Origin of the sequence: Rhizobium sp. RHZ01 (assembly GCF_014851595.1) — a bacterium.
GTDB classification, from domain to species: Bacteria; Pseudomonadota; Alphaproteobacteria; order Rhizobiales; family Rhizobiaceae; genus Rhizobium; species Rhizobium altiplani.
In genome coordinates this window covers 52,102-73,155 of sequence record NZ_JACUZZ010000032.1, presented here as the reverse complement: position 1 = coordinate 73,155, position 21,054 = coordinate 52,102, and the positions used below count along the sequence as shown (strand labels likewise).

16 protein-coding genes and 1 pseudogene are annotated in these 21,054 nt (G+C 57.0%); 9 read left to right on the top strand and 8 right to left on the bottom strand.

Annotated elements, in window-relative coordinates; genetic code table 11:
- The first annotated feature begins 631 nt into the window (after positions 1-631).
- The 3 genes from IB248_RS26350 to IB248_RS26340 all read left to right on the top strand — a co-directional run bounded on the left by IB248_RS26350 (position 632) and on the right by IB248_RS26340 (position 9,025).
- Positions 632-874, top strand: a complete 243-nt coding sequence (locus IB248_RS26350) for a hypothetical protein (RefSeq protein ID WP_192241895.1) — start codon at positions 632-634, stop codon at positions 872-874.
- Between the two features lie 202 nt (positions 875-1,076).
- Entirely contained in the window at positions 1,077-7,328 is a 6,252-nt protein-coding gene (locus tag IB248_RS26345) for a HAMP domain-containing protein (protein WP_192241897.1), read from the top strand.
- An 11-nt stretch (positions 7,329-7,339) separates the two neighbouring features.
- Positions 7,340-9,025 carry a response regulator gene (locus IB248_RS26340; RefSeq protein ID WP_029792582.1) on the top strand — a complete coding sequence of 562 codons (1,686 nt, stop codon included), beginning with the start codon at positions 7,340-7,342 and terminating at the stop codon, positions 9,023-9,025.
- A gap of 386 nt (positions 9,026-9,411) precedes the next feature.
- On the opposite strand, the gene IB248_RS26335 is transcribed toward IB248_RS26340, so the two are convergent.
- Together IB248_RS26335 and IB248_RS26330 are read right to left on the bottom strand one after the other, a co-directional pair.
- On the bottom strand, positions 9,412-9,693 hold the full coding sequence (locus tag IB248_RS26335; RefSeq protein ID WP_029792581.1) for a hypothetical protein: 282 nt from the start codon (positions 9,691-9,693) through the stop codon (positions 9,412-9,414).
- Between the two features lie 63 nt (positions 9,694-9,756).
- Positions 9,757-10,176 carry a CBS domain-containing protein gene (locus IB248_RS26330; RefSeq protein ID WP_029792580.1) on the bottom strand — a complete coding sequence of 140 codons (420 nt, stop codon included), beginning with the start codon at positions 10,174-10,176 and terminating at the stop codon, positions 9,757-9,759.
- Between the two features lie 370 nt (positions 10,177-10,546).
- Here IB248_RS26330 and IB248_RS26325 point away from each other — a divergent pair, with 370 nt between their 5' ends.
- Positions 10,547-11,260, top strand: coding sequence for a Crp/Fnr family transcriptional regulator (locus IB248_RS26325; RefSeq protein WP_029792578.1), 714 nt, complete (start codon positions 10,547-10,549; stop codon positions 11,258-11,260).
- 27 nt (positions 11,261-11,287) lie between these two features.
- Here IB248_RS26325 and IB248_RS26320 read toward each other — a convergent pair whose 3' ends face one another.
- Positions 11,288-12,004: a Crp/Fnr family transcriptional regulator gene (locus tag IB248_RS26320; RefSeq protein WP_029792577.1), complete on the bottom strand. Its 717-nt coding sequence runs from the start codon at positions 12,002-12,004 to the stop codon at positions 11,288-11,290.
- 244 nt (positions 12,005-12,248) lie between these two features.
- On the opposite strand from IB248_RS26320, the gene IB248_RS26315 reads away from it, so the two are divergent.
- Positions 12,249-12,617: a response regulator gene (locus tag IB248_RS26315; RefSeq protein ID WP_029792574.1), complete on the top strand. Its 369-nt coding sequence runs from the start codon at positions 12,249-12,251 to the stop codon at positions 12,615-12,617.
- A 145-nt stretch (positions 12,618-12,762) separates the two neighbouring features.
- Here IB248_RS26315 and IB248_RS26310 read toward each other — a convergent pair whose 3' ends face one another.
- Together IB248_RS26310 and IB248_RS26305 are read right to left on the bottom strand one after the other, a co-directional pair.
- The gene (locus IB248_RS26310; protein ID WP_029792573.1) at positions 12,763-13,512 is read right to left on the bottom strand and encodes a Crp/Fnr family transcriptional regulator; all 750 of its coding nucleotides are present in this window, start codon (positions 13,510-13,512) and stop codon (positions 12,763-12,765) included.
- Positions 13,513-13,641: 129 nt separating this feature from the next.
- On the bottom strand, positions 13,642-14,034 hold the full coding sequence (locus IB248_RS26305; protein WP_049809245.1) for a transcriptional regulator: 393 nt from the start codon (positions 14,032-14,034) through the stop codon (positions 13,642-13,644).
- A 300-nt stretch (positions 14,035-14,334) separates the two neighbouring features.
- Here IB248_RS26305 and IB248_RS26300 point away from each other — a divergent pair, with 300 nt between their 5' ends.
- Both IB248_RS26300 and IB248_RS26295 read left to right on the top strand, forming a co-directional pair.
- Complete coding sequence (locus tag IB248_RS26300; RefSeq protein WP_169683799.1) at positions 14,335-15,393, top strand: YihY/virulence factor BrkB family protein; 1,059 nt, start codon at positions 14,335-14,337, stop codon at positions 15,391-15,393.
- A gap of 121 nt (positions 15,394-15,514) precedes the next feature.
- Positions 15,515-15,679 carry a hypothetical protein gene (locus IB248_RS26295; protein ID WP_169683798.1) on the top strand — a complete coding sequence of 55 codons (165 nt, stop codon included), beginning with the start codon at positions 15,515-15,517 and terminating at the stop codon, positions 15,677-15,679.
- Between the two features lie 57 nt (positions 15,680-15,736).
- Here the strand turns inward: IB248_RS26295 and glgX are convergent, their stop codons facing one another.
- Entirely contained in the window at positions 15,737-17,815 is a 2,079-nt protein-coding gene (glgX, locus tag IB248_RS26290) for a glycogen debranching protein GlgX (protein ID WP_169683797.1), read from the bottom strand.
- A 182-nt stretch (positions 17,816-17,997) separates the two neighbouring features.
- Between glgX and IB248_RS26285 the strand changes: the two genes are divergently transcribed.
- Positions 17,998-18,339 carry a hypothetical protein gene (locus tag IB248_RS26285; protein ID WP_169683796.1) on the top strand — a complete coding sequence of 114 codons (342 nt, stop codon included), beginning with the start codon at positions 17,998-18,000 and terminating at the stop codon, positions 18,337-18,339.
- 80 nt (positions 18,340-18,419) lie between these two features.
- Here IB248_RS26285 and IB248_RS26280 read toward each other — a convergent pair whose 3' ends face one another.
- The gene (locus IB248_RS26280) at positions 18,420-18,914 is read right to left on the bottom strand and encodes a sigma-70 family RNA polymerase sigma factor (protein ID WP_169683795.1); all 495 of its coding nucleotides are present in this window, start codon (positions 18,912-18,914) and stop codon (positions 18,420-18,422) included.
- Positions 18,915-19,399: 485 nt separating this feature from the next.
- Here IB248_RS26280 and IB248_RS26275 point away from each other — a divergent pair.
- A pseudogene (locus IB248_RS26275) lies at positions 19,400-20,256 on the top strand (alpha/beta hydrolase).
- Between the two features lie 99 nt (positions 20,257-20,355).
- Here the strand turns inward: IB248_RS26275 and IB248_RS26270 are convergent.
- Entirely contained in the window at positions 20,356-20,592 is a 237-nt protein-coding gene (locus IB248_RS26270; protein ID WP_169683794.1) for a hypothetical protein, read from the bottom strand.
- Positions 20,593-21,054 lie beyond the last annotated feature (462 nt).

Below are 21,054 nucleotides of genomic sequence, written 5' to 3'. Positions count from 1 at the left end.
CGAGCTTGGTGATAGCGGCTTCGAGCTGAAGCTCCCGCCGTGCGACCTGCAGCTTCTGCACGAGGTCGGTGGTGCGGGTGTACAATACCCGCCAGCCGTTCTCGATCAGGGCAAGGCCGATGGCTGCCCCTACTTGCTCACCTGAGATCATGCCAACCTCCGAAGTTGCGGGCGGTGGGCAACCGCGATCATGGACGGGCCTGGCCTCCGCCTGATCGTCCTTGCGCGATTGCCCATGCCTTACATCACGTCGTGGACTGATAAACCGCAGCCGGTGGCTATTGTTCCCGGGTCCAGCATCGGGGCGCCGCCAGGAAAATGGCGCCGATCCGGGCGCAACCCCGAGTTCCGCGGAACTTTGGACCGCCGCACGGGTTAGGCCCGAACCAGGCGTTTCCGCCAAGAGCTGATGATGAACGTTCAAGAGATCCGATCGAGGCGACCGCCAATTCGCCAGGCGAAAGAAAGACCAAGCGAAGAGCTGGCCGGCTTGCGATCATTCTGATCGTGGGGTGGGGCTCATGTTCTTCTTTCTCTACATTTGTATCGTTTCTTGGGCCGCGCTCGGCTCCAGCTAGAAACGCGCGCGGTATTGCCGCGCGTATGATCCGGATCACGAGAGTGGACGACTATGTCAGAGAAAATCCTTGCCGCGCCTGTCGATGACCTTGCCCGTCGCTTTGGGGCGATGATCGACGATGAACTGTTTGCTGTCATGGAACTGCTCGAAAAGGCAAACGAGAACCCTCAGCAACCGGATCTCGATGATGTCCTGCCGAGAATTGCGCTGACGGAAAGCGAAATCGAGAAGCGGTATCCGGGGATGCTTCTGCTTCCCTATCGCAATTGGAAGCAGCAAAAGGCCGCTTCCTGATCAATCCCACCCCGAAATCTTTGTACCATAGCGTACGCTCAACGGCATCAGGTCAAGAAATACGCCTCCTTGGCGCCGATGCAGTCTATCGGTTTGATAGCGCACATAGAATTTCCTTTCCGCCGCGCTAGTTAAGCGCTGGTTTGAGGGAGGCTGTGTGGTGACCAGTTCAGGTGAACATAAGCGCGCGATCGATCCTGTAATCCATAATGTCCTTGCGGACGATGCGCCCTTGGCGGCGGAGGATTCCGCTGCGCTGCTCGATGTCCTTCTCTCAGCGCGAAGAGGTGACTTTTCCGTTCGCATGCGCTCGGATCTGACTGGTAAGACCGGCAAGATCGCTGATGCCCTCAATGACATCATCGCGGCAAATCAACGCCTGGCTCAACAGTTGGATCACGTCGGCGAGGTTGTCGGGTGGGAAGGCAGGACGAACACACGCGTGCGCCTTGGATTGTCGGATGGCTCGTGGGCGGCAATGGAAGGATCCATCAATCACCTCATTGATGATCTTTTGTGGCCAACCACTGCTGTCACCCACACTATAACGGCCATCGCCAAGGGCGACCTGTTGCAGACTGTTCCGCTCGATGTCGAGGGCCGTCCACTCAAGGGCGAGTTCCTTCGATCGGCCGACATCGTCAATACCATGATCAAGCAGTTGAGCCTCTTTACCTCCGAGGTCACGCGCGTGGCGCGCGAGGTCGGTACTGATGGAAAGCTGGGCGGGCAGGCGCAAGTGCCGGAGGTAACCGGCGTCTGGAAGGATCTGACCGAGAGCGTCAACTCCATGGCATCGAACCTGACGGCCCAGGTGCGCAACATTGCCGATGTCACAATCGCTGTCGCCAATGGCGATCTCTCAAAGAAGATCACAGTGGACGTCAGGGGCGAAATTCTGCAGCTGAAGGAAGCGATCAATACCATGGTCGATCAGTTGCGTTCCTTTGCCTCCGAGGTGACCCGTGTCGCACGTGAGGTCGGCACCGAAGGAAAGCTTGGTGGGCAGGCCCTGGTGCCGGGCGTCGCCGGGACCTGGAAGGACCTGACCGACAGCGTCAATGCAATGTGCGGCAACCTGACTGCGCAGGTCAGAAATATCGCCCAGGTGACCACAGCTGTGGCGCGTGGAGATCTTTCGCGCAAGATCACCGTTGACGTTTCGGGCGAGATCCTGGAGCTGAAGGAAACCATCAACACCATGGTGGATCAGCTGAACGGATTTGCCGGAGAAGTCACGCGCGTCGCGCGTGAAGTGGGAACCGAGGGCCGTCTTGGCGGCCAGGCGCAGGTGCATGGTGTCGCCGGGACCTGGAAGGATCTGACCGACAACGTCAATTCCATGGCCTCGAATCTGACTGCTCAGGTCCGAAACATCGCCGAGGTCTCGACGGCGATCGCAAGCGGCGACCTGTCGAAAAAGATCACGGTCACCGTTTCGGGCGAAATTCTCGAACTCAAGGAAACCATCAACACGATGGTCGACCAGCTTAACGCATTCGCCTCCGAAGTAACCCGTGTTGCGCGTGAGGTCGGAACCGAAGGGCGCCTTGGCGGACAGGCCAATGTCCGCGGTGCAGCTGGCACCTGGAAGGATCTGACCGAAAACGTCAACTCGATGGCCGGAAATCTCACCGCCCAGGTCCGAAACATCGCCGAGGTTTCAACTGCGATCGCCAATGGCGATCTGTCCAAAAAGATCACCGTCGACGTCAAGGGCGAGATTCTCGAACTTAAGGAAACGATCAACACGATGGTCGACCAGCTTAACGCGTTTGCCTCAGAAGTAACCCGCGTTGCAAGAGAGGTTGGTACCGAAGGCCGGCTCGGGGGCCAGGCCAATGTCCGCGACGTCGCAGGAACCTGGAAGGATCTGACAGATTCGGTCAACTCCATGGCATCGAACCTCACGGGCCAGGTGCGCAATATCGCTGAGGTGGCGACCGCCGTTGCCCAGGGCGACCTGTCGAAGAAAATCACCGTTCCGGTTTCCGGCGAGATTCTCGAGCTGAAGGAAACCTTGAATACCATGGTAGATCAGCTGAACGGGTTCGCCGGCGAAGTCACTCGTGTTGCGCGCGAGGTCGGAACGGAAGGAAGGCTCGGTGGCCAGGCAAATGTGCTTGGCGTTGCCGGTACCTGGAAAGACCTGACTGACAGTGTGAATTCCATGGCTGGCAACCTGACGGCGCAGGTGCGCAATATCGCCGAGGTCTCGACAGCGATCGCCAATGGCGATCTGTCGAAGAAGATTACCGTTTCCGTGTCCGGGGAAATCCTTGAACTAAAGGAAACCCTCAACACAATGGTCGATCAGCTGAACCGTTTCGCCTCGGAGGTCACGCGTGTCGCCCGTGAAGTGGGAACAGAGGGAAAACTCGGCGGACAGGCCCAGGTTCCAGGTGTCGCCGGCACCTGGAAAGATCTGACTGAGAACGTCAACTTCATGGCGTCGAATCTGACCGGTCAGGTGCGCAATATCGCCGAAGTCACAACCGCGGTCGCAAGAGGCGACCTGTCTCGCAAGATCACCGTCGACGTCAAGGGTGAGATCCTGGAGCTCAAGAACACCATCAACACGATGGTGGACCAGTTGAACGCCTTCGCCGGAGAGGTGACGCGTGTCGCGCGTGAAGTCGGAACCGAGGGCAAGCTCGGCGGACAGGCCCAGGTCGCGGGTGTCGCCGGCACCTGGAAGGACCTTACCGACAGCGTCAACTCCATGGCCGGGAATTTGACCGCCCAGGTTCGCAACATTGCCGAAGTTGCAACGGCGATCGCCAACGGTGATCTGTCGCGTAAGATTACGGTCGATGTTCGCGGCGAGATCCTGCTCCTCAAGGATACGCTCAACACTATGGTAGATCAGCTGCGCTCCTTTGCCGGCGAAGTTACGCGCGTGGCCCGCGAGGTGGGAACGGATGGCCGTCTTGGCGGCCAGGCCGTGGTGCCAGGTGTTGCTGGAACCTGGAAGGACCTTACCGACAACGTCAACCTTCTGGCAGCCAACCTGACCACCCAGGTCCGCAACATCGCCGAAGTGACGACTGCTGTCGCCCGCGGGGACCTGTCTCGCAAGATCACTGTCGATGTGAAGGGCGAAATCCTCGAACTCAAGAACACCATCAACACCATGGTGGACCAGCTGAATGCGTTTGCCGGCGAGGTGACGCGTGTGGCGCGCGAGGTCGGGACCGAAGGCAAGCTCGGCGGCCAGGCGCAGGTGCCTGGTGTCGCCGGCACCTGGAAGGACCTTACCGATACCGTCAACGTCATGGGGGCCAATCTCACCGAACAGGTCCGCGGCATCGTCAAGGTCGTGACAGCTGTGGCAAACGGTGACCTCAAGCAGAATTTGACCGTGGCTTCAAAAGGCGAGGTCGCTGCGCTGGCAGAAACGATCAACAATATGACGAACACCCTTGCGACCTTTGCCGATCAGGTGACGAGCGTTGCCCGCGAAGTCGGCGTCGAGGGCCGCCTTGGCGGCCAGGCGAATGTACCAGGCGCTGCTGGCACATGGAAGGATCTGACGGGCAACGTCAATCTCCTTGCCGCCAACCTGACAACACAGGTGCGCGCCATCGCAGAAGTGGCCACGGCCGTGACAAAGGGTGATTTGACGCGTTCGATCAAGGTCGACGCGCGAGGCGAGGTCGCCGAACTCAAGGACAATATCAACACGATGATCGACAACCTGCGTCTCACCACCGAGCGCAATACCGAGCAGGATTGGCTGAAGACGAACCTTGCACGCTTCACCAACATGCTGCAGGGTCAGCGCGACCTGACCGTGGTTGGAAAAATGCTGCTTTCGGAGTTGGCGCCGCTGGTCGGGGCGCATCAGGGGGTCATCTATCAGGTCGACGCAGAGACGGATCGTCCGGTCTTGTCGCTTCTTTCCGTTTATGCGCAGGGCCTGGAGACAGAACACCCGAAGCGGCTCGAATTGGGGCAGGGCCTTGTCGGGCAATGCGCCAGTGATGCAAGGGCAATCGTCATCACCGATTTGCCAAGCAACGTCGTTCCGATCAGTTCGGGTGTATTTTCAACATTGCCACGCAGCGCCGTGGTCCTTCCGGTTCATTTCGAGGGTCAGGTCAAAGCCGTCATTGAACTGGCCTCTGCCGGGACCTTCAGCGAGCTGCAACTGTCGTTCCTGGATCAATTGACGACCTCGATCGGTATTGTGCTCAACTCCATTGAGGCGACGATGCAGACGGAGGGCTTGCTCAAGCAATCGCAGCAGCTGGCGGGAGAACTTCAGACCCAGCAACGCGAATTGCAGCAGACAAACGAGCAGCTCGAACAAAAGGCACAGCAACTCGAGGAGCGAAACGTCGAGGTAGAAGGCAAGAACCAGGAGATCGAGCAGGCGCGCCGGGCGCTTGAAGAAAAGGCCACGGAGCTTGCCCTGACATCGAAATACAAGTCCGAGTTTCTCGCCAACATGTCGCATGAGTTGCGGACACCTCTCAACTCCATCCTGATCCTCGGCCAGCAGCTCGGTGACAATCCGGAAGGCAACCTTTCGGGCAAACAGGTCGAATTTGCAAAAACGATCCATGCTGCCGGTACCGATCTTTTGAACCTGATCAGCGATATTCTCGATCTGTCCAAGATCGAGTCGGGAACAGTATCGGTCGATGCGGAAGAGATAAGGATCAGCAGCCTTCTGGAAGCCATGGCGCGACCCTTCGGGCACGAAGCCGACAATCGAGGACTTTCTTTCGCCGTGGAGATTGCGGCAAACGTTTCCGACAGCATCATGACAGACGCTAAGCGGCTGCAGCAGATTCTGAAGAACCTCTTGTCGAACGCGTTCAAATTCACTGCCGAGGGTGGGGTGACACTGAAGGTCGCCATGGTCGAAAATGGCTGGTCGCCAGACCACCCATCCCTGAAAGCCGCGGCATCGGTGATCGCGTTTGAGGTGACGGATACCGGCATTGGCATTGCACTCGAAAAGCAGCGCATCATCTTTGAGGCATTCCAGCAGGCCGATGCGTCGACGAGCCGTAAGTACGGTGGCACGGGCCTTGGACTTGCCATCAGCCGTGAGCTCGCAAATTTGCTTGGCGGAGAAATTCAGCTTCGCAGCAATCCGGGAGCAGGCAGTGCATTCACGCTTTTCCTGCCGCTCACCTATGCCGGTTCAACGACGGCAAGGGTAGTGGCCGAAGGGACCAATGTCGTACAGCTTGCCGAGGTCGCGGCCGTTAGACGGGGCGACAAACCGGCTGAACGCTTGCTGGATGATCGTGAAGAAGTCGCGGCCACCGATTTGGTACTTCTCGTGGTCGAAGACGATCCCCATTACTCGCGTATCCTGATGGATCTTGCCCACGATCGTGGCTTCAAGGTTATCGTCGCCCAACGCGGCAGTGAAGCGCTGGCTTTGGCGCAGGAATATCAGCCGACGGCAATGTCGCTCGACATTTTCCTGCCTGACATGCTCGGCTGGAGTGTTCTCAGCCAGCTTAAGCAGAACGTCCAAACGCGGCACATCCCCGTTCAGATTGTCAGTCTCGACGACGACAGGCAGCATGGGTTGACACGGGGTGCCTTTGCATTCCTCAAAAAGCCGGCCACGTCGGAGGGGCTTGGCGAGGCCCTGTCGCGGCTGAAAACCTATGCGCAGTCACGGCGTCGGCGACTGCTCGTCGTCGACGACAACGAGGCCGAGCGCGCAAGCGTAGCAGCGCTCCTCGGCCATGACGATATCGAGATTGAAAGCGTCGGGTCAGGTGGCGACGCCCTGGCTTCCCTGAAGCGTGATCCGGCCGATTGTGTCGTTCTCGATCTCACCCTGCCCGACATGTCCGGCTTTGACGTCCTCGAGAAGATGCACGCTGATGGCGATATCGCCGAAGTTCCCGTGGTTGTCTTCACCGGTCGGGAACTGTCTCCCGACGACGACAGCCGTTTGCACAGCATGGCGCGCAGCGTCGTCGTCAAGGGCGTTGAATCGCCCGAACGGCTGTTGGACGAAACGGCGCTCTTCCTGCACCGCGTCGTTGCTGACTTACCGACCGAAAAGCAGAGGATGCTCCAGCAGCTCCATAGTTCAGACGAAAGTCTGGTTGGCGAGACGGTGCTGCTTGTTGATGACGACGCGCGGAACATCTTTGCTCTCAGCAGTGTTCTCGAGCGCCGAGGCATGAAGGTTCTGACGGCAACCACCGGAAGCGAGGCGATCGAGATTCTGGAAAGGGAAGCGTTGGTTGCCATCGTTTTGATGGACATCATGATGCCTGGCATGGACGGTTACGAAACAATGATGGCGATACGTGCCAGGCCGGGCTTCCAGAGGCTGCCGATCCTGGCGCTGACCGCAAAGGCGATGAAGGGCGACCGTGAAAAATGTCTGGAGGCCGGCGCCTCCGACTACCTGGCAAAGCCGGTCAATACCGAGCAATTGCTGTCTGCTTTGCGCATGTGGCTGCATCGGTGAGGGAGGCGGGATTGGAACGATTGAACATCCTTCTCGTGGACGATCAACCGGCGAAGCTCTTGAGCTATGAGGTCATCCTCAAGGATCTCGGTGAAAACCTGATCAAAGCTCAGTCCGCCAGGGAGGCACTTGAACATCTTCTTCGCAACGAGATAGCGGTCATTCTCGCCGATGTGTGCATGCCCGAACAGGACGGCTTCGAGCTTGTCAGCATGATCCGCGAACATCCGCGTTACCAGAACACTGCGATCATTTTTGTTTCGGCGGTCATGATGACCGAGCCTGATCGGCTGCGAGGATACGCTGCAGGTGCTGTCGACTACGTCTCCGTTCCAATCGTGCCCGACGTCCTGCGGGCCAAGGTGCGGGTCTTCACCGACCTTTATCGCAAGACCAAGGAGCTCGAGAGGCTGAACAGCGAGTTGGAACAAAGGGTCAGCCAGCGCACCGCCGAACTCGAGGCCTCATCGGAGCAACTGCGCCGGTTGAATGAGGAGCTGGAACACCGCATCGAACAAAGGACACGCGAGCGTGAGGAGGCTCTCGCGCAATTGTTCGAAGCTCAGAAGATCGACACGATCGGTCAGCTGACCGGCGGTGTGGCGCATGATTTCAACAACCTTCTGATGGCAATCCTTGGAAGTCTGAGCCTCTTGAAGAAGCGCTTGCCCGAGGACAATCGCAGCGAGCGACTGCTCGGCAATGCCATTCAGGCTGCCGAACGCGGTTCGGCCCTGACCCAGCGCCTGCTTGCCTTTGCCAGGCGTCAGGAGTTGAAGCCGACCACTGTCGATTTTGAACAGCTGTTTGCCAACATTGAAGATCTCCTCGTCAAGGCCGTGGGCCAGGGCATCGACATCAAACTAGACGTCGCCCCGGAGCTGCCGAGCATACTTGTCGATGCCAATCAGCTCGAACTTGCTCTTTTGAACCTTTTCGTCAATGCGCGCGACGCGATGGATGGGGCGGGCACCATCATCCTCCAGGTAGATGCTGCCGATCACCCGGGATCACTAAGCGATGGTCGCTACGTGCGTATCCGCGTCACGGACGATGGCCCCGGAATGGACGAACCAACGCTTGCGCGGGCAACTGAGCCGTTTTTCACGACGAAGGGGCCAGGAAAAGGCACCGGTCTCGGACTATCGATGGTCCAGGGTCTGGCTGCCCAATCCGGCGGGGCGCTCGAGCTGGCAAGCAGGCCGGGGGCTGGGACATCCGTGAGTGTCTGGTTGCCGGTTGCCGACACGTCGAGCGATCCGGTTGCGGGTGGGCGTGTTGACGGTGCCTCCGATGCCCCGCCGCTGTCAGGAGAGCTTACTGTCCTTGTGGTGGACGACGATCCATTGGTCAGTATGGGAACCGTGGCGATGCTGGAGGACCTCGGTCACATCGCCGTTGAAGTGACCTCGGCATCGCAGGCCTTGCAGCTTCTTGGGGAAGAAAAGCGTTTTGATATTGTGATTACTGATCATTCCATGCCCGGTATGACCGGAGCCGAGCTTTCCCGAATTATACTCGACTCCTTCTCGTCGCTTCCGATCATACTGGCATCCGGCTATGCTGAGTTGCCCGACGATCAGGAGCTAACTGAACTGATCAGACTGACCAAACCCTTCTCGCAGGCCCAGCTGAAGGAAGCCCTCCAGCAGGCAAAAACTCCCCAAGGGTCGACCGTGCAGTCGGGCCGCCATTGATAGTCGCTCACCAGGACAAACGCGTCGCTCAGTCCGGCGTCAACCGATCTACCGGTCGGGAATTGACGCGGTTGTGGACGCGTCAATGTCATGACGCCCAAATGGATTGATAGCGACGAGTATCGACAAGACACCAGCCAATAACCAGACACCGATAAGAGCGGGCTTGAGCGTCATAGAAACACCTTTGGGCGCGAACGCCAGACAAATCGCGCGATCTCTGTTTGACAGCCAACTCTTAGAAAAAAGTGAATTGCAGGTTTCGCTTCGCGATTTCGGCTGTGCCTGGCAACCAACAGAATTCATGTGTTTCGTTCGGACATGCTGCGACGATTACCGATCACAGATTGGCAAAGATCAATTCTCGTTGGCCCGGCCGGCTGACTCTATCTGTTCCTGGAACAAAGGGCTGCGAGCGTGGTCAAAAGGATCAGGGGGGCGAGCCGGATCACTCGACTGTCGGGCGTCGAAACCGTTGTCGCCATCTTGTCGACGGCATGTGCGATCTCGTCGATCTCGAGCCGCAACCGCGTAATTTCCTCCTGAGCAAAGAGGAGAGCTTGTTCGCGTCCCGTCTTTTCAAACCGAGCCCGCGAGGGAGGATTTGCCGTCTTAAGGTCCTCTTCGTCGGCTGGCGACCAACCGTCTCTGTTCGTTGAACCCTGCATTGAACTCCCCTGTAACTTTCCCGGAAACGGCCCGCGGAAGAGCCGCTTTCTGAAACTCGGGCCTTAGTCCCGCCGTTGAGTGTCATCAGATATTTCCTCCAATGCGACACCGGCCATTTCCTCCTGTCGGACTGCGATGTCGCCAAGGGAGAGGATCCCGGAAACGGTTCCGGCTGCATCGAACACGACAAGCCGACGCATCTGAAGCTCCGACATCCGTGCGGCCGCTTCCAGGAGATCGTCCTCCTCTAGACAGCCCTCTATTCCAGACGTCATGATACTGGAAACGGGTTGATCACAGGATATTCCCTCGGCCACGGCTCGTATGACGATGTCTCGGTCGGTCACGACACCAATGGCGTCTCCGTCAATGATCGGGATTATCCCGGTATCCACTTCCGACATCAGCTGCGCGACACGGCGAATTCGAGCGCCAGGACCAGCCGTGACGATTTTTGTGGTCATCACCTCTCGTACTTTCATCGGTTTTTCCTCCGTGCTCGACTGAGACAACCTCCAATCTTGAAGGTTGTTCCCTTTGGCACGCCAGGAGAATTGCGTCGGAAGACGATGCGCGCGCTCCGATGCAAACTGGATTTGGTGAGATGCTTCACAGCCTATGTGTTTTTTGTCGCAGGGCATCGCTCGGCAAGTGCTCTTGCGCAAGCCGGCTCAAAACCAAGGACGGGCGCCCAGGCGTGCCTATCTGACCGGGCACCTGCATCTCGACGGTCTGCCAGCGTACGCAAAAACATAGGCAACAACAGGATGTTATACAGCCGGCAATGCGCAGGTGAAGCTGAATCGTGCAGCGACGATCCTGTCGTTCGTGTTCCCTCTCATTCTGAGTCCAATGTCCGTCGCTGATCGATCCACCATGCAAAATCGGCTCCTGGCCCGCCTTCCTGATGAGGAGTTCCGCGCCATTGTGCCATCACTTGAGGCAGTTCATCTTCCCCAGGGCTTCGTCATTGTTAAGGCCGAGACTCTCATCGAGCACGTCTACTTCCTCTGCAGGGGGATCGGCTCCGTCATTACAGTGTCCTCAGGCCGCCAAAGAGCTGAAGCGGGGATGTTTGGACGCGAGGGCTTTTCGCCGACGTCGGCAGGCGTCGGTGGCACGATCAGCGTCCACGAGGTATTGATGCAGGTAGAAGGATACGGATATAGAATGACATTAGATGCGGCGCTGCAGGCGATTTCTCAATATCCTGCTTTCGCCAATCTTCTGGCGCGCTTTATCCAGACGTTCGCATCGCAGATCTCCTTCACTGCCCTGTCGAACGCAAATTACCAGATTGACGTGCGATTGGCGCGCTGGCTACTCATGTCGCATGACCGGGTTGACGGTGATGAAATCGCCCTGACCCACGACTTTATCTCTTTGATGCTCTCTGTTAGGCGACCGAGCGTGACAACTGCGCTCCATGTACTCGAGGGCAAAAGGTTTATCCGATCCGAGCGCGGACGGATCATGATCCGTGACAGGCGTGGAATGGAAGAGTTTGCAGGAAATGCCTACGGCAAGCCGGAAGAAGAATACCGACGCCTGATCGGCGATCTCTGATCAGGCGCTTGCGTCTTTGCTCTCCGTTCAGAACAGGTTTTTCATCAACCGTCGATATTCCTCTTCCGGCTTGCCATAGGCGTCGCGGGCGAACTCCTCCATTGCAGGTCGGTTGCGCATGATAATATTGCTCCGCTCCGACTTGATGAAGCCGTTACCCTCGAGGATGTGTAATGAGGTCGTGACACTCGGCCTTCGAACCGAGAGCATCAGGGAGATAAATTCATGCGTAAGCCCGATTTCATCGCCCGGCACACGGTCATGGCACATTAGAATCCAGCGTGCCAGTCGCTCGGTAACGTCGTGGATTGCGTTTGAAATGGCGGTGTAGGTCAGTTGGACCGAGAAGGCCTCAATCGAACGGATCATCACTTTGGAAAAATTCCGGTTTTGGTCCATCCATCCGCGAAAACGCCCATAATCCATGCGATAGGCCTCCGAATCGAGAAGTATCACCACTTCGTGGGGGCTGTTTTCCGTACTCGCCACGGCAGAGGTTGGAACATAGCCATCGGAGCCGAATATTCCTGCTTCGGCCCGGTTGCCCTCGGGCGTCGACGCGATAATCGATCCGATACCTGACGTGAGAAAATAGATGTAATCGATGGGCTGCCCTGCATGGGCAACGACAGTACCCCGCGAAAGCTTGAGGAATTCAAGATCTTGCGCAATTTGGCCGTAGTCGCTTTCAGGCAGGATGTTCAGCAGCTTGTTTGTCACCGAGGACTGAGCTGGCGAAACCATGGCCTTTCCTTTCCGTCCGGCAGGAATGATCGCACCAGTCTGGCGCCTCCGCCTGATGTGCTAACCGGGAAAGGACATGCAAAGTTCCCTATTGGTGATTGAAAGGCGCGCCAGGCCTAACGATTGAAAGGGGCAGTCTGCTTAATGAATACAGCCCTCCAGCGCTTTTGCGGCACGTCTACGGTGTCGACCGCTGACGCGAAGTGACCAGTGATCTACATATGGTTGGGGAGGAATGAAAAAGATGAGCATCATGATCGTTGAAGACGATTACGTCCTTGCCAAGGACCTCCAGTCCATTGTCGAGGCGGCGCGGCATCGAAGCGTCGGTCCGCTGCAGAGAATGGAGCAGGCTCTCGCCTACGCAGCCACCGCAGACATTGCTCTAGTCGCCCTCAAACTTGCCGACGGACCGACCAGAGCGTCTATGGGGCGCAAGCTCATCGACATGTTCCGACTGGAGGTCATCTATGTAACCGGGGCCGGAAGGTCTGAGAGCCGGCCTGGATCCAGTGAAGTGATCATGAAGCCATTAAGCGAAGAACAGGTCTCTGCCGCCATCGCACGTGCGGCCCTCAGGCATGCCACCCGCTATGACCGGATTCGACAGTAGAATTCTTGTTTTTAAAGAATGACGGACACAGTGGATTTAAGCAGACCTATATCCGAATTGCCAGGGGCGTTGGCGCTGTTGCAGGTGATGAAAGGAATGGCAATCGCGTGCGATCTACATGCACCGCTGCCCGTCATTTCGTACTCTAGATCAGCGGCGCCACAGCACCGACCCTTGGTGTGGTTTTGACCTGGTCTATGTCCATCAATCGACGGTACTCTCGCTCGGGAGCGCCATATGCGTCCCCTGCATAGTCTTCAAGACCGCTTCTATCCCGCACCACAACCAAAGCGCGCTCTGATCGAATAAGACGTTGCCCTTCCAACATGTGCAGCGCAATTGTGACCGAGGGCCTTCGTACGGCGAGCATCAGAGAAAGATAGTCGTGCGTCAGGGCGATCTGGGAGCTTTGCATCCGATCCTGCGACATCAATATCCATCGCGCCAGCCGAACATCGATCGTATGGGATGCATTGGAAAGTGCGGTAAAAGCAACTTGATGGTTGAACGCCACGAGATAACGAAGCAAAAGGTCCCTCAGCGCCGGACTGCTGTTGACAGGACCGTGCAACGCCGTGAGCTTCAGCCGCAGGCCATGCCCCGCGACCTGGATGACAATATCGAATGGGCCCTCACTTGGCCTTACAAGCCCTCCTATGGGCGTAAACCCTTCCCGCCCCACCATTCCTGCCTCTGCCCGCCGGCCCTTGGGAGACACTGCAATGACCGAAGCAATGCCATTGCAGGGAAAATAGACATGGTTGAATGACTGCCCGGCCGTGGCGAGGTGGAAGCCTTGGGGAAGATCGACTTCCTCGAGGCCCGTCGAGATCAGATCATAGTCGTGATCGGAAAGGCTGTTAATAAGCCTGTTACTGCTGCGGTTTCCAGTCATGACGGAGCCTCCGGCGCCATCCCGCCTTAAGTGCGCGATGACGAGTGCCTTGGAAGACGACGGATCAGGTGAAACAGGTTCGTGCCCTAAAAGTTCCGATCATCCGCGAGAGTGGGTCTCGTCCGGGGCTTAATGGTGCTTTGTGGAAAATAGAGCGAGCGCAATATCACCCAATGCATGGACGTCTTCGCAAAGGTGAAAACCGCCGAAGCTATCCTTAACGCTGGTGTCAACGTGTGAGGTCGCAAACACGAATGGAATTCTGAAGCTGTACAACCGATCCGCAATCAGAAAAGCTGCTTCCACGTCCAACCTGATATCAAGGATGGCGGCGTCGGTTGCCTCAGGGTCAATCATGTTGATAGCAAACGGGACGCTCGCCCCCGTGATCCTCGCGCCAGCTGCCTCCAGGAGCCGCCGAGCTTCGTCCGCCACAAAGTAATCCACTTCAACGACCAAGATTCTTTTGCCGGCGAACAGGTTGAGCGGAAAGCCATGGTTATTTAGGTCCTTATTGGCCACGATTTCCCTCACGAGTCATTCTTGCCTTTCGACTCTAGATAGTGTCCGGTCCCTGCCGAGATGCGGCCGGCCCGTAAACCATTTCCTCTCCATAAAGTCGATTTCTGTGAGTTGGTCCACTCACTTCTTGGTTGCGCGAATCCAAACAATGGAGGCGATCTTTTGTTCCGCCCTCTAACTGGCACTTGCGGCGGCAGTGCCTATGAAGTGTCGGGCCTCGACTTTCCGGTTCACTGCATCCTTTTCCGGGTAAGTGCGTTATCGAGTGGCAATACTCGCAAAGGCCCCGAGGCGTCTGCCATGAAATCTTCAAGCACAACGACACTGCTCATTCTGTCGATGGCTCTTTTCGGCCTGCTCACTACGACGCGAAGCGCGGCGAACGGCGCCGTACAAACCGCTGCAGAAGATCATGGGAGGGGTAGACACGCCAAGGTTCCAGAGGCCATACCAATGAAAGGCCTCCGCGACGTCTTTTGGCGCGTGGTTCATGAGGTTCTTGATGACCGCGTGGCACTCATCGCGGCCGGCGTGACCTTCTATCTCCTCCTGGCGCTTTTTCCCGCGCTCGCCGCCCTTGTTGCCATCTATGGTTTGGTTGCAGACCCGGCGACAATGGCTGATCACTTGCGCGAACTCTCGGCATTGTTGCCGCCAGGCGCGTTCGACCTCATCGCCGATCGGATCAGGAGCCTCGTTGAAGCGAGAAGCAGCACGCTGGGGCTGACATTCTTTGTCGGCCTGGCAGTCGCGGTATGGAGCACTCACAGCGCTACGCTTGCCATTTTCGACGCAATGAATATCGCTTATGAGGAAACGGAAAAGCGCGGTCTGATCAGGCTGAACGTGCTTGGTCTCTGTTTCACGCTTTGCGCAATGCTTGCTGCAACCTTGATGATTGGACTGGTCGCGGTGATGCCCGTCTTGTTGTCCTATCTGTGGCTCGATCAATTCAAGGAAAATCTGGTCCTTTTGCTGCGCTGGCCTTTCCTCCTCCTGATTGCGGCGATCGCAACAACTGCCGTATACCGGTTCGGACCAAGTCGCGAACCGGCAAAGCTTCGGTGGATGACCTGGGGGGCCGCTCTCGTGACGCTGGCCTGGTTTTTAATGTCAACCGGCTTCTCGTTCTATCTCGACCATTTCGCCAACTACAACGCAACCTATGGTACTTTGGGGGCGCTGATGGGTTTCCTTGTCTGGACCTGGCTGTCGTTTGTCATATTGATCGTAGGCGGCGAATTGAATGCAGAACTGGAGCATCAAACCGCAAGGGATACGACGACCGGCGCCGCGTTGCCTATGGGAGCCCGCGGTGCCTATGTTGCAGATACGCTGGGAAAGACGGCCGATGAGTGATTTGTCTGAACCGGCGGGCCACGACTGAAATAGCAAGATTCCCGCGACATCAAGAAACAGTGACGATTGCCGGAAACCTTCGGCAACGCTGGTGGTTTTGTCATCCGCATAGGAGATCACGATGACGTTTGCTATCGTCACCACATTGATAATAGTGCTCGTTGCGAGCGCTCGATACCTCACCTACGCCTTGGTCGGGTATCTCGACTATTTTCTCGAAGAGCGACGAAACCTTGCAGCGCTGAAAAAGGGTACACGGCGACGCCCCGATCGATTTCGGCAATAGCCACTTGGCCAAAAACGGTTAGTTTAGCGTTCTGTCTTTCTGCGCCGACTTCTCGCATCACGCGGGGGTGCCGGATCTCAAAACAACGACGCTTCGCGGGGAGAGGCGGTATTCGTCGGCTTCAATCGTTTCTTCACGGGCATCGGGATTGGTTGTTGTCAGGACTGTTATCCAGTCATCCTTATCCGCGGGAAGCTTGAAGTCCACGTCACCGTCGTGAGGATTGAACAGAAGAAGGACGTCATTCCATCCTTCGTCGGAACAATCGGATTGCGATAGCCTCAGGCCAATGGTCGTGCTTCCAGGATCGGACCAATGTTCCTCGGTCTGTACTCCGCCGACTGGATTGAACCAGGTGACAGCCATGCCGTCGCGCCAGTTCTCGCGCCTGAAGATCGGGTGCTGACGGCGCAGCTTGATCAGCCGCGTCGAAAATTCCCGTAGTTCCTCGGCACTGGCTGGAAGGTTATCCCAGGGCACCCAGCTCACCTCGCTATCCTGGCAGTAGCCATTATTGTTGCCCATCTGGCTCCGGCCGAACTCATCACCAGCCAGCAGCATGGGCGTCCCATGGGACAAGAACAGCGTCGTCAGAAAGTTTCGTTTCTGCCGATCGCGCACCATGTTGATCGCTTCATCACCTGTTGGACCTTCCACGCCATAATTGAAACTTTGATTGTCGTTGTGGCCGTCCTGGTTGTCTTCGCCGTTCGCTTCATTATGCTTTTCATTATAGGAGACGAGGTCGTTGAGCGTGAAGCCATCATGCGCCGTGATGAAGTTGATGCCAGCCCATGGCCTGCGCCCGCGCAGATCGTAGATATCGCCGGAACCGAGCACACGGGCGGCGAAGTCTTGCGTCATCCCGTCTTCGTCCCGCCAGTAACTGCGAAGCGTATCTCGATATTTATCGTTCCATTCAGCCCATCCGGGTGGAAAGCCACCGACTTGATAACCACCTGGTCCTATGTCCCATGGCTCGCCCACGAGTTTCACCTTTGAAAGCACCGGGTCCTGGCCGATTGCATCGAAGAACCCGCTACGCTGGTCGAAGCCTTTCGGCTCGCGTCCTAAAATGGTGCCGAGATCAAAGCGGAACCCGTCGATGTGCATGGTCTCAGCCCAGTAGCGAAGGGAGTCCGTCACCATTTGCAGCACTCGGGGATGCGACGTGTTGATCGTGTTTCCGGTACCGGTATCGTTGATGTAGTAGCGAGGCTCGCCCGGCAACGTCCGATAATAAGAGAAATTGTCGATCCCCTTGAACGAGAGCGTGGGGCCAAGCTCATTGCCCTCGGCTGTATGATTGTACACGACATCCAGGATCACCTCGATGCCGGCGTCATGGAAGGCCCTGACCATGTCGCGAAAGCCGGCCATGGCGTCAGGGCCGTAGTAGCGCGAGGCCGGTGCAAAAAAACCAAGGGTGTTGTAGCCCCAGAAATTCCTCAAACCCTTATCGAGGAGATGCGCATCGTCGGGAAACCAGTGAATTGGCAAGAGTTCGATGGAGGTAATGCCAAGGCTCTTGACGTAGGCGATAATGTCCTTGTCCGCGAGGCCCTCAAAGGTTCCCCGAAGATTGCGGGGGACTGCCGGGTGCAATTGCGTAAACCCTTTGACATGACACTCATAGAAGATGGTCGATGACCACGGGATCGAAGGCTTGGCATCCCCCTTCCAGTCATAGGCTTTCGCATCAACGACGCGGCATTTCGGCATGTCCGCCGCGCTGTCGGTGTCATCGAATGCCAGGTCCTTTTCAGGGTCCTCCATCTGATAGGCAAACTGGGCCTGGCCCCAGTTGATTTCGCCAACAAGCTCCCGGGCGTACGGATCAACCAGCAGTTTGTTCGCATTGAACCGATGCCCGTTTTCGGGCTCATACGGTCCATCAACGCGGTAGCCGTAGAGCGACCCGGCCTTGAGACCGGGAATATATCCATGCCAGATCTCGTTGGTGTACTCGGGAAGCTCAATTCGTTCGATTTCTTGTCTTCCATCATCGGAAAAAAGGCATAGCTCCACGCGTTCGGCATGAGCGCTGAAGAGTGCGAAGTTCGTACCTTCCTGGTCAGGAGTGGCGCCGAGGATCGTATAATCACCGGCCTGGATGCGGGAAGGGGGTCGGCGCATGGCATTTCCTTGAGGAGAAGACTGGAGATGAGAACACGTGAGGCTTCTTTAGGTTCCGGGCTGCTCAAGAACACGGGTGCGGACCATCCGGCAGTTTTGTTGCCAAAGTAGTATTGAGACATCTCGAACGGCAGTTGGAACCATTTCAGGCAAACGCGGTTGGGGCGCAGGAGGACCCATCCATGAGCACTGGTGACGACAAGAACGTCAAAAAGTACGAAACCGATCGACGCTATCAAGACGAGGATGCAATTCGACAGGACACGACGCGGCGTTGGCTTATCTGGGGAGCGGGAATTGTCGGCCTGGCAGTGTTCATGGTGGCTCTGCTTAGCTACCTCGTCTGGCCGCCTTCCGTTAGGACGGATCCCGCGGCTACCGCCTCGACGAAAGCGCAAATGAAAGAGCCGCCATCAAACGTACCGCCGGCCGTAGCACCGACCACGATCGACCGTAGTCCCTCGCCAAGTGGCGGCGGCAGCGGACCAACGGGCGTGACAAGTCCAACAGGACCGAGAAAGTAAAGTAGGCTACCGTTCGCGGGATCGTTTCCTCTGCGATAGGCAAAGCGTCTTGATCCCCAGTGTGGGCATTGTGTCCTTCGTCAAATTGCCAGTGCTTCGTCGTAACTGACTGCGCCGAGGGAGCTCAATAGTCGCGATCGGGCACGGCCGACACGGCTTTTTACGGTGCCGATCTCACAATGCAATCTGTGAGCGGTTTCTTCGTAGGAAGCGCCAGACGCGACCAGCATGAGCGCCTCCCGATAAAGGGGCGAGAGATTGTCGATTGCCTTTTCGACATCCCTGTAATGCATTGCCCATTCCTGCGATGATGATACGGGAACATCGGACAATGCCGCGTCTTCGTCTATTCCAAGTGGACTGCGCTGCGAGGAGCGGGTTTGGCTGAGGAACGCATTTTTCAATATGGTGAAGGTCCAGGACTTGAGGTTCGTGCCGGGCTCGAAATGGTTCCGGTGTGCAAGCGCCTTCGTAATGGTCTGCTGGACCAGGTCATCGGCATCCTCGGAATTCTTCGCGAGTTTCAAGGCAAACGCATTGAGGGCGGGAAGAAGGTCAATTAATTGGGTTTCCACTTGAGGGGCTCCGTCATTGTTCCGCAGAAAAATGGTGGGGCAACCAATCTGTTCCGGAAACCTGGAAAAGGGTCCAGTACCGTACAATAATGAGGCTCGGAAAAGCTACGATTGAAAGGCAAACAGGAGAGTTGAGACGCGCGCAAGCAACCCGGGGAACGCCTAGCGCCGATCTGACGGGATACCCTCCGTCGATCATGCTATGGCAAGCGCGCTGCCGGACAGGTAGGGTGCTCGCCTGCCAATTCGTTGGCCATGGTGAGAAACCGGAAAAATCAGCATGTTCACCATCCCTGTCGCGTCCGGTTGACACGGCACGCGCTCCAAAGTGCAACACTCATTGCGGTCATCGGTTCCACCGACATGCGAGACAGATCCGCATCGTATCGTGTCGTAGGTCGGGGCAATTCTCGGGAAGCTGGAGTAGACCTGCTTTACGCGGTCAATGTCACGGCTGACGTGGTCAATGAGGGAGCCAAACGAACGTGTTTTGCGGCTTTGAGTTAAAGACAATCGACGTCGGGCCAGGGCAACTGCGGGTCCGCCACGGCGGCTCCGGTCCACCCTTGCTGCTGTTGCATGGACATCCGCGCACTCACATGACCTGGGCGACTGTGGCAGACCTTCTTTCTCCATATTACACGATCATCTGCCCCGATCTGCGAGGATTCGGGAGATCCTTCCAACCGCAGGATTCGCCTGACAGCCATGCCTCGTCTAAAAGAGAAAAGGCTATGGACTGTCTGGAATTGATGCGGATCCTGGGATACCGCACATTCTCGGTTGCCGGGCACGATCGGGGTAGCTACTCGCATTTCGGCTCGCGATGGACCATCCTTTGGCGGTGCAAAGGCTAGCGGTCATCGATAGCATTCCGATCATCGACCACCTGGAGCGCATGGACTGGCGTTTTGCCCGCGATTGGTATCACTGGTTCTTCTTTTCTCAAGAACTCAAGCCGGAGGCAGCGATAAATGCCAATCCTTTGGGTTGATATGACGCGATCAAGCCTGGCCTCATGGGCAAGGAAGCCTATGACGACGTCGTTTCGGCGCTTACGGATCCGGTCGTCATCCATGGCATGGTCGAGGACTACCGTGCGGGGTTGACTGTCGACTGGAAACATGACGTCGAGGATCGAAACCATGGCCGGAAAATCCAGTGCCCGTTGCTATGCCTTTGGTCACGTTTCGATGATCTCGCGGATCATTTCGGAGACCCTTTGCAGATTTGGCGCTCCTGGGCAAACGATGTGCAGGGGCATCCGCTAGACAGCGGCCACCATGTCGCTGAGGAAAATCCGCAGGCATTGGCCACTTCCCTCAGGCTCTTTTTCGCGTAGCACGGCTCTTTTGACGATCGTCTTTGACCGGGCGATTGTCCCTTGGGCTGTTGGCGGCGGATTGTGCAGTCTCGCATTTTTGAGGCAAAGCTGGGACGCTCATTGGCCCGCCACGATCGAGCGCAGCGCTATCACGGCCACGACGGTGCGTGTTTCATCGGCAATCTCGATGCTGCGCCCATCGACCGACCGACCATTTCTGATTTCCGCTGCAAGCAGTTCTCGAGCAGCGCCATTCGCTTCCGAAATCGCACTGGTGAGATCCGAAAGAAGAGTGCCATCTGGATCCTCGATAAGTTCGTCGCCCTCTCGGATGTTGAAGAAAAATCGCTTCATGGTCCTAACCTTCCTGGCAGTGAAGCTTGGTCCTTCACCGCGCTTGATGACGGCCACGTAAGGGCTGGAGAGACGAGGCCAGGTCCTGGAGACATGCTGACTGCTGGAAACCCTACGAGCGCTTTGACAGCACCTTACGGTATCTTCGTCGACGTCGGCACCAATCCAATTGTTGCGAACTCTTGGGTATCGGTTGAAGCCTGGCGTGAGTGTGCATTTGTGGCGTTGAGTGCTTTGCGAACCTCGTCCTCTTCCCACCCGGCGCTAACGGCGGATGCAACGAGATTCTCAATCCTTTCGGTCTCTGACGCATGTGACGTCTCATCCAGAAACCGCCTTGCGGGTAGGAGACACTCGATGAGATTTGCCTCTCGCGCTTGCGCGTCGTCACAATAGCTCGGGGATGCAACATATGGCATCTTTCATCCCTGTTTTACAAAGCTTTGAGGAAAGCTCGGCCAC